The following is a 15,071-nucleotide window of genomic DNA, read 5'->3' on the forward strand; positions in this document are numbered from 1 at the left end:
GCGCTTGCTTGGTGGCTGATCTGCTCGTCGTAGCGAGGCCCGGGGATCGGGCCTGCTCGGCCTTAGTGGGCGCGGAGCAATTGCTGCAGTTGCGCCGGCGTCAGCGGATGGTCGAGCTGTTCCATCCGGCATTGATCCGGCCGCTTGTCGGGACGGCGGCGGAGCAGGCGCGTGCCGTGGCGGAAACGTCCGGCCGTGACCTGGTCGTACAGCACTTCGACAATGATCGCGGGTTTCAGCGGCTGCCATTCGCTCGTTCGCTCCCGGGCCCACCGGCTCGGCTTGTCCGGTCGCGAGCCGGTAAAGCCCGGCGGCTCGATCAGCGGACGAAGTTCATCGGCCCACTGGCGCTTCTCTTCTGCGTTGAACGACGAGCAGAAGCCGACATGGTTGAGAAGTCCCGCATCATCGTAAAGGCCCAACAGCAAGGACGCCATGTGCCGGCCGTCCCGATCGTAGCGGAAGCCGCCGACCACGCAGTCCGCCGTTCGGTGTTGCTTGACCTTCACCATCGCCCGCTCACCCGACCGATAGGAATCGTCCAGTCGCTTGGCGATCACTCCATCCAGCGCTCCGCCGGTTCGTTTCAGCCACCGCGCGGCCTTCGCGGCGTTTGCCGTTGCGGGAGACAACATCAGTGCCGGCTCGCGCTGCCCCGCCATGAACGCTTCCAGCCGTTTGCGCCTCCCGCTCAACGGGAGGCCTGCCAAGGCTTCGCCGCCAACCTCCAGCAGGTCGAAGACCATCAATGACGCGGGGGTCTCCGCCGCCAACTTGCGCACTCGACTGTCTGCCGGATGCAACCGCATCTGCAGCGCATCGAAGCTCAGCCCTTCGTCCGTCTCGATGATCAGCTCGCCGTCGAGCAGAAATCGGTCGGGCTTGAGCCGGGCGATCATCGCCGCGACTTCCGGGAAATATCGGGCCAACGGCTTGCCCGACTTGGACCAAAGTTCGACGGTGGCGCCCTCGCGCTGCGCCAGGCAGCGAAAGCCGTCCCACTTGGGCTCGTATTGCCAGCCCGGCTCGTCCGGCAGCTGTTCGACCAGCAGCGCTTCCATCGGTGCCGGCGCGCTCATTTCAGTTCGATCCACACCGGCGCGTGATCGCTGGTCTTGGGCATGGCCCGGACGCTGCGGTCGACGCCCGCCTGACGCAGCCGCTTCGCCGCCGACCGGTTCAGGAGAAAATGATCGATGCGAAGCCCGGCGTCGCGGGCGAAGGCGTTGCGGAAGTAGTCCCAGAACGTGAACACGGTCTCGTTCGGATGGAGAAAGCGGAGCGCGTCGGTCCACCCGCTCGCCACCAACCGTGCGTACAAGGCGCGCGCGGTCGGGTCGAACAGGGCGTCGTCCAGCCAGCGTTCCGGCTTGTACACGTCGCGCTCCGTCGGAATGATGTTGTAGTCCCCGGCCAGGACGACCGGCTCGTCGAGGTCGAACAATGTCTTGGCGTGTGCCTCGAACCGGTCGAGCCAGTTCAGTTTCAGGTCGAATTTCGGGCCCGGCTTGGGATTGCCGTTGGGCGCATACAGGCAACCCACCAGCACGCCGCCGATCGCCGCCTCGAGGTAGCGGCTCTGGTCGGTTGCTGGGTCGTCCGGCAGGGCACGGCGGGTTTCCACCATGGTCGTGCGGGCCAGGATCGCGACCCCGTTCCAGCTCTTTTGTCCGCGCCAGATCGCCTGATAGCCGGCATCGGCAATTGCTTGTTTTGGAAAGCGCTCGTCCGCGGCCTTCAATTCCTGAAGGCAGGCGACATCCGGCGCGGTCGCACCGAGCCATTCCAGCAGGACCGGCAAGCGGCCGTTGACCCCGTTCACGTTATAAGTGGCGATGCGCACGATGGCCCAACGCCCGGGGCCGCCATCCGGTTCGCGGGCCGGCTGCAGGCCGGCGCTCGACACCCCAGTCCGCGAGAACCGTTGGTAAATTTGCGTTCACCAACATTGACTCTCAACTGAAGTTACTAACACAGTCAGCGGTTACGACTCGCCGCGTACCGGCCGGTGACTGCACTAAACCAAAAGGGGCAGCGATGGGGCTGGGCTGTTGGGGCGGGCGGCGAGCGGCAGCTGCGCTGGTAGGTGCGGCGATGATTCCGGCGACGGCCTGGTCACAAACGATCGCCCCCACTCGCGATGAGCTCACTCGCCCCCAGCCCACTCCGGAACAGACTGTACCCAGGCTGTCGGTCGAGGGAGATGTGGAGCGGTCGCCCTGCGCCCTGGCCGATCCGCAGTTCGCCGATATCCGGGTCACGATCAGCGAGGTGCAGTTCAACAACCTCAAGGGCGCGACCGCAGCCGAGATGCGGGACAGCTGGGCCCCCTTTGCGGGCAGCGAATTGCCGGTCAGCACCATTTGCGAAATCCGCGACCGGGCCGCGACGCTGCTGCGCGACAAGGGCTATCTTGCGGCGATCCAGGTTCCCGTGCAGCGGATCGAGAACGGCGTCGTCCGGCTGGAGGTCCTTTACGGCCGGGTGACCGCCATCCGCGCTCGCGGCCAGACGGGCGGCGCAGAGTCCAAGCTGGTCCAGTATCTGGCGCCATTGGCCGAGGATGAGATCTTCGATCGGCGCCGCGCGGAACGGTACCTTCTGCTCGCCCGGGACTTGCCCGGCTACAACGTGCAACTGACGCTTCGGCCGGCGGGAACCGCGCCGGGAGAATTGATCGGCGAAGTGACGGTGATCCGTCGCCCCTATTCGCTCGACGCCACCCTTCAAAACCTCAATGCTCGCGAGACCGGGCGCTGGGCCGGACAGTTACGGGCACAGGCTTTCGGGCTGACCGGCCTCGGTGACGTGACGACCATCAGCTACAGCAACACGATTGGCGGCTGGCGCGAGCAGCGCATCTTCCAGGCCGGGCATTCCTTCCGTCCAGGCAGCGAGGGCTTGGTAGTCGACGGGCAGCTGACGCTCGCCTGGACCAGACCCGACATCGGGGCGGAAGACAGCGACCCCGCCCTCAAGGCCCGCACCCTGTTCGCAACCATCGGCGCGTCCTACCCGCTGGTTCGCAGTCAATCGCGCAACTGGTATCTGTCCGGCGGGCTCGACATCGTGAACCAGCGCGTCGAGTTGCTGGTACCGCTCACCCGCGACAAGCTGCGCGTCCTGTGGCTGCGCACCGCGTTCGACGCGCTGGACGGCGGCAGCGATTTTCCCCGCTGGATTCTGGGCGGCTCGCTCGAAGTGCGAAGGGGGATCGATATCTTCGGCGCCAGCGGCGGCTGTGACAAAGACGATTGCCTCGATCCCGACGTGGTTCCGCCCAGTCGGTTCGACGGCGATCCCACCGCGACGCTGGTCCGCGGGCAATTGAGTGGGGAATATGCGCTGGGTCGGGACATCGCCGTCTTTGTCTCGCCGCGCGCGCAATATGCGTTCGACCCGCTGCTGAGTTTCGAGGAATTCACCGGCGGCAATTTCACCGTCGGGCGCGGGTATGAACCGGGCACGCTGCTAGGCGACGGGGGCATCGGCCTCGTCGCGGAAGTGCGCGGACCCCGACTGGCCGTGTTCAAGGACAGCGCCTTGCGGCTGCAGCCCTTCGTGTTCGGCGATGCCGCCTGGGCCTGGAACAAGGATGACGGGGAAAGCGGCCCGGAAAGGCTTTACTCGGTCGGAGGCGGCGTGCGCGGGGAGTTGAGCGATCGCCTGCGGCTCGACGCGACCCTCGCCAAGCCGCTGAGGCGGGCCGGCATCTTCGACCAGAAGCCCGGCCTGAGGTTCCTGGTTTCGCTGACCGCCCGACTGCTCCCCTGGAGATAAGCCATGCGTGTGCCAACCGCCTGCCTGACCTCGACCCTCGCGATTGCGACCGCGCTGCTGGTGCCCGGCCAGGCGCGTGCTCAGGACGGCTCGTTCCAGGGCAGCTGGGCGGTCGACCGCGGGTCAGCTTCGGTGGTGCAGGAAGCCGCCATCCCGGCCCTCCCGAACTCCGCCAAGACGACGGTGACGCTGAACAGTCCGCAGGCGGTGATTACCTGGAATGCCAACGGCAGCGTCAGCAACGGCGTGCAGGTCTTCCAAAGTTCCGGCACCGCTCTGTTCCAGAACGGGCGCGGGGTGGCCGATTTCTTCGTCCTCAATCGCATTCTGCCGACCGGCGACGCCAAGGTTTCGCTGAACGGCATCATCAACTCGCGGGTCGATGGCGTTCGCGGCGGTACCGTCTTCTTCTACAGCCCCAATGGCCTCATCCTCGGGTCCAACGCGCGGATCGATGTCGGTCGGCTGGGGCTGACCACCTCCGACCCCTGGGACGGCGAAAGCAATGACTGGTTCGATACGGCGACGAACCGTGTCACCTTCCGCCAGGCGCTGGCGGGGTCGTCGGTGGCGGTGACCGCCGGCGCCCAGATCACCGCAACCGGCGGCGGCAACTATGTCGCGATGGTGGCGCCGGTCATCGACTACGCCGGCTCGACCCAGGTCGACGGGGCCGCCGCGCTGGTCGCGGCCGAAGCGGCGACCATTACGTTCAACCCCAACGGACTGTTCGACATCCAGGTTACCGTGGGATCCGGCGGCGCCGGCCAGAAGCTGACGAGTTCGGGTGCGATCACCGGGGCGGCCAAGGGAAGCGATCCTGACAATCGCCGCGTGTACATGGTCGCCGTGCCCAAGAATGACGCCATTACCATGGCCGTTGCCGGCGGCAGGCTGGGCTTCGACGTGGCGGGCGCGGCTCAGGTCGTGGGCAATGCGGTAGTGCTGTCGGCCGGCCACAACATCACCGGCGGACAGATCGACGCGAACCCGGCCAAGGCGGCGGGAGCCACTGCCAGCATGAGCGTTACCCCCAGCCGCGTCACCTCGGCACTGTACGCCCGGGCAAGCGACAGCATCGCCTTGGGCACGCGCACGGTCACGGTCGGTGGCGACATCGTGGGACAGGACGCGACCTTCAACTCGATTGTCGATCTGACCGCGGTGAACGCCATCAAGGCCTACGCCACCAACGGCGGAAAGCTGCAATTCGACCGCGACTTCACCGCCGATACCAGCCGCCGCGGGTCGACCGAGTCCGAGGACGTCACCGCCGGCAGCATTTCGCTATTGGCGGATAACGGCGGCGTGCTGGACTTCGAGAAGCGCGTCTTCCTGACCGCCGATGGCTTTGGCGGCGACAGCTTCACGGCCGGCCGGGACGCCGGCAACGGGACCGGCGGCACGATTGTGCTCCAGACCTCCGACGGCGGAACGTTCGGGATCGACGAGGAGCTGTTCATCCATGCCAGCGGTCGCGGCGGCGACCTGCATGAACTCGGCGGAACGGGTGGCACCGGTACCGGCGGGACGGTACGGATCGACAATATCGGGACTGCGGGATCCTTCCTGATCGACGATGAAACATTCATCGTCGCGCAGGGCATCGGCGGCGGTCCGTGGGACTGCTCGGATTGCGGCGGTCGCGGCGGCCAGGGCTGGGGCGGCACCGTGCTGGTGTCCGGCGGCACGGGCAAGGGGCACAGTTCCGACTTCGAGCGGCTCAATATCGACGTCGATGGCCGCGGCGGGACCGGCGTTTCCGGCGCGTCTGGGGCCGGCACCGGTGGAACGGTGGATCTGCTTGCAAAAGCCGGCGCGTCCCTGGAAATCCGCGCGGCCAGGATCAATGCCAATGGCTATGGCGGTCCGGTCTACAGCGAGGGCGTGGCCGGTGCACTCGGCACGGGCGGGGCCGTCAAGGTCCGCGCGGACAATGGCGCGATCACCACCGGGGCGTTGAATATCGCCGCGCTCGGCTTCGGCAGCTTCGCCTCCTTCGGCCTCGATTCCGGCAACGGACAGGGCGGCAGCGCGACGTTCGACGCGCTCGACGGCGGCTCGATCCGCCATGCCACGCTCGACGTCGACGTGACCGGCAGAGGCGGCGGCAGCCAGGGCGGCGACGGGACGGGCGGCGAGATCGGCGTCTCGGCGACCGGCGGCGGTTCGTCCTTCGTTGTCACCCGCGATACGCGCCTGACCGCCGACGGACGCTCGGGCCAATCAGGCGGCGAGTGCAGCGGATGCAGCGGCCCGGGTGGCGTCGGGCAAGGCGGGACGATCGCGGTCGGCAAGAATGCCGCCGGCACCGGCAACGCGATTAGATTCGGCGGTGACCTGCATCTCTCCGCTTCCGGCTATGGCGGCCTCGGCAGTGCCGGCGCGGGCGGCAACGCTTTCGGCGGCGACGTCAACCTGATTGCCCAGGCAGGCACGCCATTGTTCATCGGCGGTGACCTCGCCATCGCAGCCTATGGCTCGGCCGGCCCGAACGATCGTGGCGGCACGGGCGGCGACGGCGAGGGCGGAACCGCGCTGGTCGCGTCTTACGCCCGCCAGGTCCAAGGCTACGGCCTTCACGTCGGCGGCAAACTGTCGATCGATGTCGGCGGCTATGGCGGCGAAAGCTTCGGCAGGACGACCGGCGACGGAAACGGCGGCAATGGGCTCGGCGGCAGCGGGATCGTCAGCGCCGACCGGGGCTCGATCTTCGTCGGCACCGACCTGGTGGTGAACGCGACCGGCCGCGGCGGCGCCTCAGTGCGCGGCAAAGGCGGCGACGGTTTCGGCCGGAATGCGGAAATACAGGCGCTGGACGGCGGCAGCATCAGCGTCGCCGGTAAGCTGACCGCCAACGCGTCCGGCTTCGGTGGCGACGGCGTGACCGGCGGTATCGGCCGCGGCGGAGGCCTGTTCCAGGATGGGCAGGCGATCGACGACGGCGCGCACCTGCTGGCGGACGGCGGGGCGATCTCGATCGGCGGAATGGCATCGGTCCTGACCGATGGACGAGGCGGAGACGGCGCGAATGGTGGAACGGGAGGTAATGGCCGGGGCGGCTGGTCGACCATCCGCGCGACGAACGACAGCTTCGGGCCCAGCAGCCTGACGACACCCAACGCCATCGCTTCGGCCAATGGCACCGGCGGTGCCGGGGGAAGCGGCGCTGCCGGGCAGAATGGCGGTAGCGGCGGGCGCGGGACCGGCGGGCGGGTTAGCGTGCTTGCTTCGGCCGGCAACGGCGTCCTCGGGCTCGGCAGCGCGACGCTGACCGCGAACGGTGTGGGGGGAACCGGAGGCGCGGGCGGAAGCGGCAATGCCGGAACTGGGGCACCTTCGGGCAATGGCGGCGCAGGCGGCTTCGGCGACGCCGGCGCGGTGACCTTCGGGGTCGAAAGCGGCTCCGACGAAGACGGCGGCCAGACCGATGGCCGCGCGACCTTCACCACCGTTCTTGCCTCTTCCAACGGGACAGGCGGCGCCGGCGGCCGCGCGGGCAGCGGCTTTGGCAGCGCCGACGGCGGGGCTGGCGGCGGGGCCGAGCGCGGCAGCACCGTGCTGCTGGTGCGCGGGGCGAAAGTCGACGTCACCTCCGCCACCATGCAGTCGAATGCGACCGGTGGGACCGGTGGCGCCGGCAGCGGCGCGTCCGGCCTTGCCGGAGCTGGCGGGAACGCCACGCTGATCGCCCCGGGCGGGGTCGACATCATCGTCACCGATCGGGCCGGTTTCGGCACGCGCGGCCTGCTGACCGGTGGCAGCATTGCGGCGACCAGCATCGCCACCACGGCTGGCGGGTCGGCGATCAACCAGGGCGGCAGCGGCCTTGTCGTACGCAACGCCGACATGGATGTGACCAGCCTGACCATCGACGTCTCCGCCGCCTCGGAAGCAGGCAACGCCGGTCCGAGCTATGTTGCCGTCATCAACGGCGAGGCCGTGATCGACAGCTTTTCCTTCACCACCGGCGGCAGCATGTCGCTGTTCGTTGACAGCGGCCTGCTTGACGTTGGAACATTGAAGCTGAGCGCTGCCGATTTCGTGCCGGACACGGCCGAGCCTCCTTCCGCAGCGGGCCTCATCCGGGCCGGAACCGCCGACATCACGACCGCCAAGGATTTCTACACGGCGGCCAACATGGAGGTCGCCAACCCGTTTGCGTTGACCGCACCGGGCTCCATCACCATCGCCAATCTGACCGGCGGTTCGCGCCTGAGCCTGACGGCCCGCAACGGCTTCATTCAACTGGGCGACGTGTCGGCCGCAGGCGATGTGACCCTGGGCGGTGACGACATCAGCATCCGCGCCGCGACCGACCTCGCGATTGCCGATGTCACTGCCGGTCGTGTCGCCATCGAGGCCGGCGGACGCGCCCAATTCGAAGGAGCAGTAACCGCCGACGATATCCTCGTCACCTCCGGCGACCTCGCGATCGGCACCTCGGGAAGCTTGACGGCGAGCGGGCTGCTCCATCTTCGTTCCACCAATGGCGGCGGAATGCTGATCGGCGATGGGCTGGGCAGCGCGGGTTACCAACTGAGCAATGCGGAATTTGGCCGGCTCAGCGGTGGCAGCATCCATCTCGGCAGCATCGGCGGCGAGGCCGCGCCGACCATGCTCATCGGCGGCCTCGATGTCCGTGGCGATCGGATCGGCAGCGAAGGGACGCTTGCCTTCTACACGGGCACCGAAGGCCGCTCCGGCGTCATTCGCGTCAACGGCAACCTTGCCGCCACCGGCTTCACCCTCGACCAGACCGTCGCCTTTTCCTCCGGTCGCTTCGAACTGAATGCCGCCACCGGTTCGGTCGGGATCACGGACGGCGGCGGCAAGCTGTCGGGTTATCTGGAAATCGTCGCCGGGCAGGTCTGGGCGGCCGACGAGGAGATCCTCGGCAAACTGGCCGCCGACCCCTTCTACGCCGGTCGGCAGGAAGACCTCAATCAGGCGGCCGCGGTGCAGCGACCGGAGGGCGTGCTGCGCGCCTTCGACATCACGGTGTACGATGCGAACCAGATTCTGGTGCAGAACACCAGCACGACCGACGTGCCAGCGGGCCTATTGGCCGCCGACGGTGATATCATCGACCAGACGGTGCCGCTCGCCGCAGCAGGCACCCGGGCCGACGGCCTGGTCGAACTGATGATCAACGGGCAGATCGCGATCGAAGGAGGGACGGTTGCCGGCCCGGCGGTGTGGAAAGCGATCACGGCCGATCCGGACTTCACCGGGGGGCTCTTCACCGACAACAGCAGCATCAATGGCTGCCTGCTGACCGCCGCCACATGTGGAACGATCGATCCTGGACCCACGATCGATCCCCCGCGGCCGGATCTTACCTTTGACACGGAGCCGCCGCTGTCCGACCAGTTCTTCACCGGCGACGAAGCCTGTGACTCCTCGCGGCCCGGCAGCCTGGTGAATGACTGCGCGCTGCGCTCCGACCAGCTGATCGAGGAACCCGTTGCCGGCAGCGGCAACTCTGCTCTGATCGAAGGGGGAGGCAAGCAGTGATCTCCGCCCGCCTGCATGCCTCGCTTGGCGCGCTTCTGTCTGCGGTGTCCTGCTTCGCCCCCGCTTCGGCTGTCGCTGAGCCCCTGTCCATCCGCAACAGCTTCCGGATCGGTTCGGAGGGCGTGCTGTGCAGCGCCCAGTTCACCGCGCTCGATCCTCGCACGAGCGGGGTGTTCGACCGGGCTTACCGGCTGACCTGTCGGGACGCCGCAACCGCGGTCGGGACGGTGGTGGCGCTCCGCAAGCCCGTCGACCTTGCCGCGCCGAAGGACGGCCAGCAATGCGGAACCGAAGTCCGCGAAGCGGTCGAGGGGATCGGGCCGGTGCGCAGCCTCGCCTGCGTCGATCCGGCGGAAAAGCTCGATTATCGCCGCTATGCGATCCGCCGCGGGAAGACGGAGTATCTGGCGGAAGGACTGGCCGGCTACGACAGCGTCCTTCGGCTGGCGCTCGCTGCCGTGGTCAACGACCGTCCGCAACCCGGGCTGGTCAAGGTCGCGACCACCAATCTCAGCGATCCCGCCGCATTCGCGCGGATCCAGGCCGGCGCGCTGGAATCGTCCGGCGTTCGGGTCGAAGGCTATAATCGCAACAACGGCGGCGCGTTCGCAGAGTCGGCCGAATTCTTCGATACGCTCGCCGCCCGGGCGCGGACCGATCCGCTGACGGTGGCCGAAGCACTGGTCAATCAGGGCCTCCAGCAATCGAACCTCGGCAACCACGCCGCGGCTTCCGCGCTATTCGCCCAGGCGGCCGAACGGATCGGACCCACCGATCCCGTCCTGCGCCGCTTACTGCGCAATTATCGCGCCATTGCCGAACTCAATCGACGCGCTCCGGACGAGGCGCTGGCTCAGCTGGCAGCGCCGGTACCGGAGATCGAGAAAACGAGCGAGCGGGACGCGCTGCGGGTCGGGCAGATCAGCGCCCCGATCTCCTATGAGCTCAACAACGAGAGCGAGGAAGCGCGCCAATTGCGGGCCCTCGACAGCGCCCTGACGGCGGCCGAGCGTGCTGAGATCCTCGATGCGCAGGCCCAGGCGCTGTCCGGCACCGCCTTGCGCCAGCAGGATAGGCTGGTGGCCGCATCGGCCGCCCTTGCCAGCGCGGCGCAGCGGATCAAGGCGGTCCGCGGCGGCAAGGTCGTTTCCACCACCTTCATGCTCGCCGACGTTGCGATCGAGCAGGCGTTGATTGCCGAAGCAAAGGGGGATCGCGCTGGCTCTGTCACCAGCTTCGACGCGGCGATCGCGGAGCTTGCCCGCGTCTACCCCGACTCGCCCGCGCTCCTTTCGGCACGAGCACGCAAGGCAGCGTTGCTGGTCCGCCAGGGCGACAAACCGGCAGCAGCGGCATTGTTTGCCGAGGTCGTTCGCGACAGCAATGGCGTGCCCGACGGTGGGGCGACGCTTCGCGGCCTGCTCGGGCCCTATTTCCAACTGCTTGCAGAGCGCGGCGACGGTAGCGCGGCCACGGCCATGTTCCTGGCGGCGCAGTCGCGCCAAAGGCCCGGCGTGGCGCAAACGCAGGCGGTCCTAGCGCGTCAGTTCTCGGAAGGCAGCGACGAGGCGTCGTCGCTGTTCCGACTGTCGGTCGCCCGCAGCCGGGAGATTGCGCAGGCCGAACAGGAACTGGCACAGCTGAAGGCCCGGCCGGACGCTACTGCGCAGGAGCGGGTCCGGGCGGCCGAGGCCGAACGCAATCTCGCGGCGCTGCGCGAGGAGCAGACCGGACTGCAATCGCGGCTGGGCTCCTACCCCCGCTACCTTGCGCTCAGCCGTTCGGTGGTCGAGCTGTCGGATCTGCAACGTCAGCTCCGCCCCGGCGAAGCCTATTGGCAACTTGTCGAGTCCGGCTCGGACATCTTCGCACTGTTCGCCACGCCGTCCTCGGCCCGCATCTATCGCGCTGGACTGGACCGAGACGCGCTGGCGGCGGATGTGCGCGCGCTGCGCGACAGCATCGCTCGCTTATCTGACGGGCAGGTAGTCACCGACCCCTTCGACATCCAGCGTTCGCGTAGCTTGTTCACCCGCCTGGTGGGGCCGATCGCGGCGGAACTGCCGGGCGTTCGCCACCTCATCGTTGAGCCGGACGGCGCCCTGCTCCAGCTTCCGGTTTCGGTGCTGGTGACCGACGATGCCAGCGTCACGCGATACAAGGCTCGCCTTTCCCAAGCTGGCGCCGACGAGTATGATTTTCGGAACGTGGCGTGGCTCGGGCGCGGCCGGCAAATCTCGACCGCGGTCAGCGCGCGCAGCTTTCTCGATGTGCGACAGGTGCCGGCCTCCGCGGCTCGGCGCCTTTATCTTGGCCTGGGTGGGAACGCGGTGCCCGCCGCCCGGCCTGTGGCGGCGGTGGCTGACAGCTGCGACTGGCCCCTTGCCGCATGGCAAGCCCCGATCTCGACCGACGAGCTCAAGCGCGCCGAGGAGCGGTTTGGCGCCGCGCGCTCTCAGCTCATTACGGGGGCCGCATTTTCCGATACGGAGCTTCTGCGCGGCAATGAGTTGAGCGATTTCCGGATCCTGCACTTTGCCACTCACGGCCTGGTGACGGCGCCGAGGCCTGACTGTCCGCCGCGCCCCGCGCTACTGACCTCATTCGGAGGCGGCGATTCCGACGGTCTGCTCTCGTTCCGTGAGATCTTCGACCTGAAACTCGACGCTGACGTGATCATTCTCTCCGCCTGCGACACCGCCGGCCTCGCCACGGTCGCGGCTAGCCGCGAGGCGGGAGTCAGCGGAGGGGGCAATTATGCGCTCGACGGGCTGGTACGCGCCTTTGTGGGTGCGGGCGCACGATCGGTGGTGGCGAGCCATTGGCCCGTGCCGGACGATTTCGGCGCAACCCGCCGGCTGATGGGCGGCCTGCTCGGAGGCGCGCCAGGTTCTCCGCTGGCCGGATCATTGGCCTTGGCGCAGCAAACCCTTATGGATGACAAACAGACGTCCCATCCTTTCTATTGGGCAGCCTTCATCATTCTGGGAGATGGCGCCAAGCCATTGCTGCCGACGGGGACCACGCTTGCGGGCACCAAAACCGGTGCAGCCTTCCCTTGAAACGGGCTGCCCCGCGTTCGTGCCGTCGGATCGGAGTGGCACCAATCGAGCGCTGCTGACAGCCGGATACGACAATGGCCCTCCGGCTTGTCACCGGAGGGCCATTATTGATATTGGTTGCGGGGGTAGGATTTGAACCTACGACCTTCAGGTTATGAGCCTGACGAGCTACCGGGCTGCTCCACCCCGCGTCACCATTCCAGACGTACGACACAGTTGCGCCGCAGCCCTCTGCCCTCGATCCGCAATACGCAACTTGCGAATGAAGGCAGCAAAAACAACAAAGCCGCCGCTCGGATCAACCGGCAGCGGCCTTGTCATGACATGTGAATGGGTTTTGCTCTCACGCCGGCTACAAAGCCTGGCGACGACCTACTCTTCCGCAGCTTAAGCTGAAGTACCATTGGCGCTGCCTGGTTTCACGGCCGAGTTCGGGATGGGATCGGGTGGGTCACAGGCGCTATGGTCACCAAGCTATGAAGCCGGCGTGCGAACAAATATCTAGAAATCGTGCTGACCAAAACTGGCGTCATCTAGCTGAGCTCAAACCCCACCGACAGAACTGTCGATGATGGTGGGACTCTCAAGCGCGAACAGAGCAATTAGGACCGGTTAGCTCCATGCATTACTGCACTTCCACACCCGGCCTATCAACGTGGTGGTCTTCCACGGCTCGATGATACCTTATCTTGAGGGAGGCTTCCCGCTTAGATGCTTTCAGCGGTTATCCCGTCCATGCATAGCTACCCAGCTGCGCCGTTGGCACGACGACTGGTCCACCAGAGGCATGTTCACCCCGGTCCTCTCGTACTAGGGGCAACTCCTCTCAAGTATCGACGCCCACGGCAGATAGGGACCAAACTGTCTCGCGACGTTCTGAACCCAGCTCACGTACCACTTTAATTGGCGAACAGCCAAACCCTTGGGACCTGCTCCAGCCCCAGGATGTGATGAGCCGACATCGAGGTGCCAAACAACCCCGTCGATATGAGCTCTTGGGGGTTATCAGCCTGTTATCCCCGGCGTACCTTTTATCCGTTGAGCGATGGCCCTTCCACGAGGGACCACCGGATCACTATGACCGACTTTCGTCTCTGCTCGACTTGTCAGTCTCGCAGTCAGGCAGGCTTATGCCATTGCACTCTAAACAGACGGTTTCCAACCGTCCTGAGCCTACCATCGCGCGCCTCCGTTACTCTTTAGGAGGCGACCGCCCCAGTCAAACTACCCGCCACAGAGGGTCCCTGCACCGGATAACGGTGCGAGGTTAGACTGTAGAAAACAACAGGGTGGTATTTCACATTGTGGCTCCACCCGAGCTGGCGCCCGGGCTTCGAAGCCTCCCACCTATTCTACACAATTGTTTCCCACAGCCACTCTGAAGCTGCAGTAAAGGTGCACGGGGTCTTTCCGTCTAACCGCGGGTACTCCGCATCTTCACGGAGAATTCAATTTCGCTGAGCAGGTGTTGGAGACAGTGGGGAAGTCGTTACGCCATTCGTGCAGGTCGGAACTTACCCGACAAGGAATTTCGCTACCTTAGGACCGTTATAGTTACGGCCGCCGTTTACCTGGGCTTCAATTCGGAGCTTGCACTCCTCCTCTTAACCTTCAGGCACCGGGCAGGCGTCAGACCCTATACGTCGTCTTGAAGCCGACTTAGCAGAGCCCTGTGTTTTTGTTAAACAGTCGCTACCCCCTGGCCTGTGCCCCCCATCAGGACTTGCGTCTAGATGGGGCCTCCTTCTTCCGAAGGTACGGAGGCAATTTGCCGAGTTCCTTCAACACCCTTCTCTCAAGCGCCTTGGTATACTCTACCTGCCCACCTGTGTTGGTTTCGGGTACGGTCTATACGGTGGGGCTATTTCCTGGAACCACTTCGCCGCCCTTACCAATCCGATAAGGAAGAACGACTTGCATGATCCGTCACACACCACCAGGTCACGGAATATTAACCGTGTTCCCATCGACTACCCCCTTCGGGCTCGTCTTAGGGGCCGACTCACCCTGCGCGGATTAGCCTTGCGCAGGAACCCTTGGGCTTTCGGCGAGAGGGCATCTCACCCTCTTTATCGCTACTCATGTCAGCATTCGCACTTCCGATACCTCCACGGTCGGTTACCCTTCCGCTTCATCGGCCTACGGAACGCTCCGCTACCGCTCGATCTTGCGATCGAACCCTAAGCTTCGGTGCATCACTTTAGCCCCGTTACATCTTCGCCGCAGGAACCCTTATTTAGACCAGTGAGCTGTTACGCTTTCTTTAAAGGATGGCTGCTTCTAAGCCAACCTCCTGGTTGTTTTGGGATTCCCACATGCTTTCCCACTTAGTGATGACTTGGGGACCTTAGCTGTAGGTTAGGGCTGTTTCCCTTTTGACGACGGACCTTAGCACCCGCCGTCTGTCTCCCGGACTATACTCTCAGGTATTCGGAGTTTGGTTAGGTTTGGTAGATCTCGCGACCCCCTAGCCCATCCAGTGCTCTACCCCCTGAGGAAAACATCCGAGGCACTACCTCAATAGTTTTCGCGGAGAACCAGCTATTTCCCGGCTTGATTGGCCTTTCACCCCTAAACACAACTCATCCGGTAACTTTTCAACGTTAATCGGTTCGAGCCTCCAGTGCGTGTTACCGCACCTTCACTCTGGTCATGCCTAGATCGCCGGGTTTCGGGTCTAATGCATCGAACTAAATCGCCCTATTCAGACTC

The 15,071-nt window shown here is 65.6% G+C and carries 5 protein-coding genes, 1 tRNA gene and 2 rRNA genes (1 of these 8 only partly in view); 3 read left to right on the top strand and 5 right to left on the bottom strand.

Features of this window, described 5'->3' with window-relative positions; translation table 11 throughout:
- Positions 1 to 62: 62 nt before the first annotated feature.
- Entirely contained in the window at positions 63 to 1,079 is a 1,017-nt protein-coding gene (locus tag AC4GYS_RS02725) for an ATP-dependent DNA ligase (protein ID WP_491107575.1), read from the bottom strand.
- The gene (gene xth, locus AC4GYS_RS02730; protein ID WP_491109348.1) at positions 1,076 to 1,843 is read right to left on the bottom strand and encodes an exodeoxyribonuclease III; all 768 of its coding nucleotides are present in this window, start codon (positions 1,841 to 1,843) and stop codon (positions 1,076 to 1,078) included. The genes AC4GYS_RS02725 and xth overlap by 4 nt, the downstream gene beginning before the upstream one ends.
- Positions 1,844 to 2,037: 194 nt before the next feature.
- Here xth and AC4GYS_RS02735 point away from each other — a divergent pair, with 194 nt between their 5' ends.
- From AC4GYS_RS02735 to AC4GYS_RS02745, 3 genes are read left to right on the top strand one after another with little or no spacing between them, the layout of a single operon-like run.
- A complete protein-coding gene (locus AC4GYS_RS02735) occupies positions 2,038 to 3,780 on the top strand; it encodes a ShlB/FhaC/HecB family hemolysin secretion/activation protein (RefSeq protein ID WP_491107576.1) in 1,743 nt (580 codons plus the stop codon).
- Between the two features lie 3 nt (positions 3,781 to 3,783).
- Positions 3,784 to 9,297 carry a beta strand repeat-containing protein gene (locus AC4GYS_RS02740; RefSeq protein WP_491107577.1) on the top strand — a complete coding sequence of 1,838 codons (5,514 nt, stop codon included), beginning with the start codon at positions 3,784 to 3,786 and terminating at the stop codon, positions 9,295 to 9,297.
- On the top strand, positions 9,294 to 12,359 hold the full coding sequence (locus AC4GYS_RS02745; RefSeq protein WP_491107578.1) for a CHAT domain-containing protein: 3,066 nt from the start codon (positions 9,294 to 9,296) through the stop codon (positions 12,357 to 12,359). Before AC4GYS_RS02740 ends, AC4GYS_RS02745 begins: the two co-directional genes overlap by 4 nt.
- Before the next feature lie 114 nt (positions 12,360 to 12,473).
- Here the strand turns inward: AC4GYS_RS02745 and AC4GYS_RS02750 are convergent.
- The 3 genes from AC4GYS_RS02750 to AC4GYS_RS02760 all read right to left on the bottom strand — a co-directional run.
- Positions 12,474 to 12,550 (bottom strand) — tRNA-Met (locus AC4GYS_RS02750).
- Between the two features lie 168 nt (positions 12,551 to 12,718).
- A 5S ribosomal RNA gene (gene rrf, locus AC4GYS_RS02755) occupies positions 12,719 to 12,833 on the bottom strand.
- Positions 12,834 to 12,941: 108 nt separating this feature from the next.
- Positions 12,942 to 15,071: ribosomal RNA gene (locus AC4GYS_RS02760) — 23S ribosomal RNA — on the bottom strand; it runs 665 nt beyond the window's last position.

The sequence above is a fragment of the Sphingomonas sp. SP1 genome, assembly GCF_058313395.1.

Coding starts and splice junctions, on each gene's coding strand:
- AC4GYS_RS02725 (WP_491107575.1), bottom strand. CDS start 1,079: ATGAGCGCGCCGGCACCGATGGAAGCGCTGCTGGTCGAACAGCTGCCG.
- AC4GYS_RS02735 (WP_491107576.1), top strand. CDS start 2,038: ATGGGGCTGGGCTGTTGGGGCGGGCGGCGAGCGGCAGCTGCGCTGGTA.
- AC4GYS_RS02740 (WP_491107577.1), top strand. CDS start 3,784: ATGCGTGTGCCAACCGCCTGCCTGACCTCGACCCTCGCGATTGCGACC.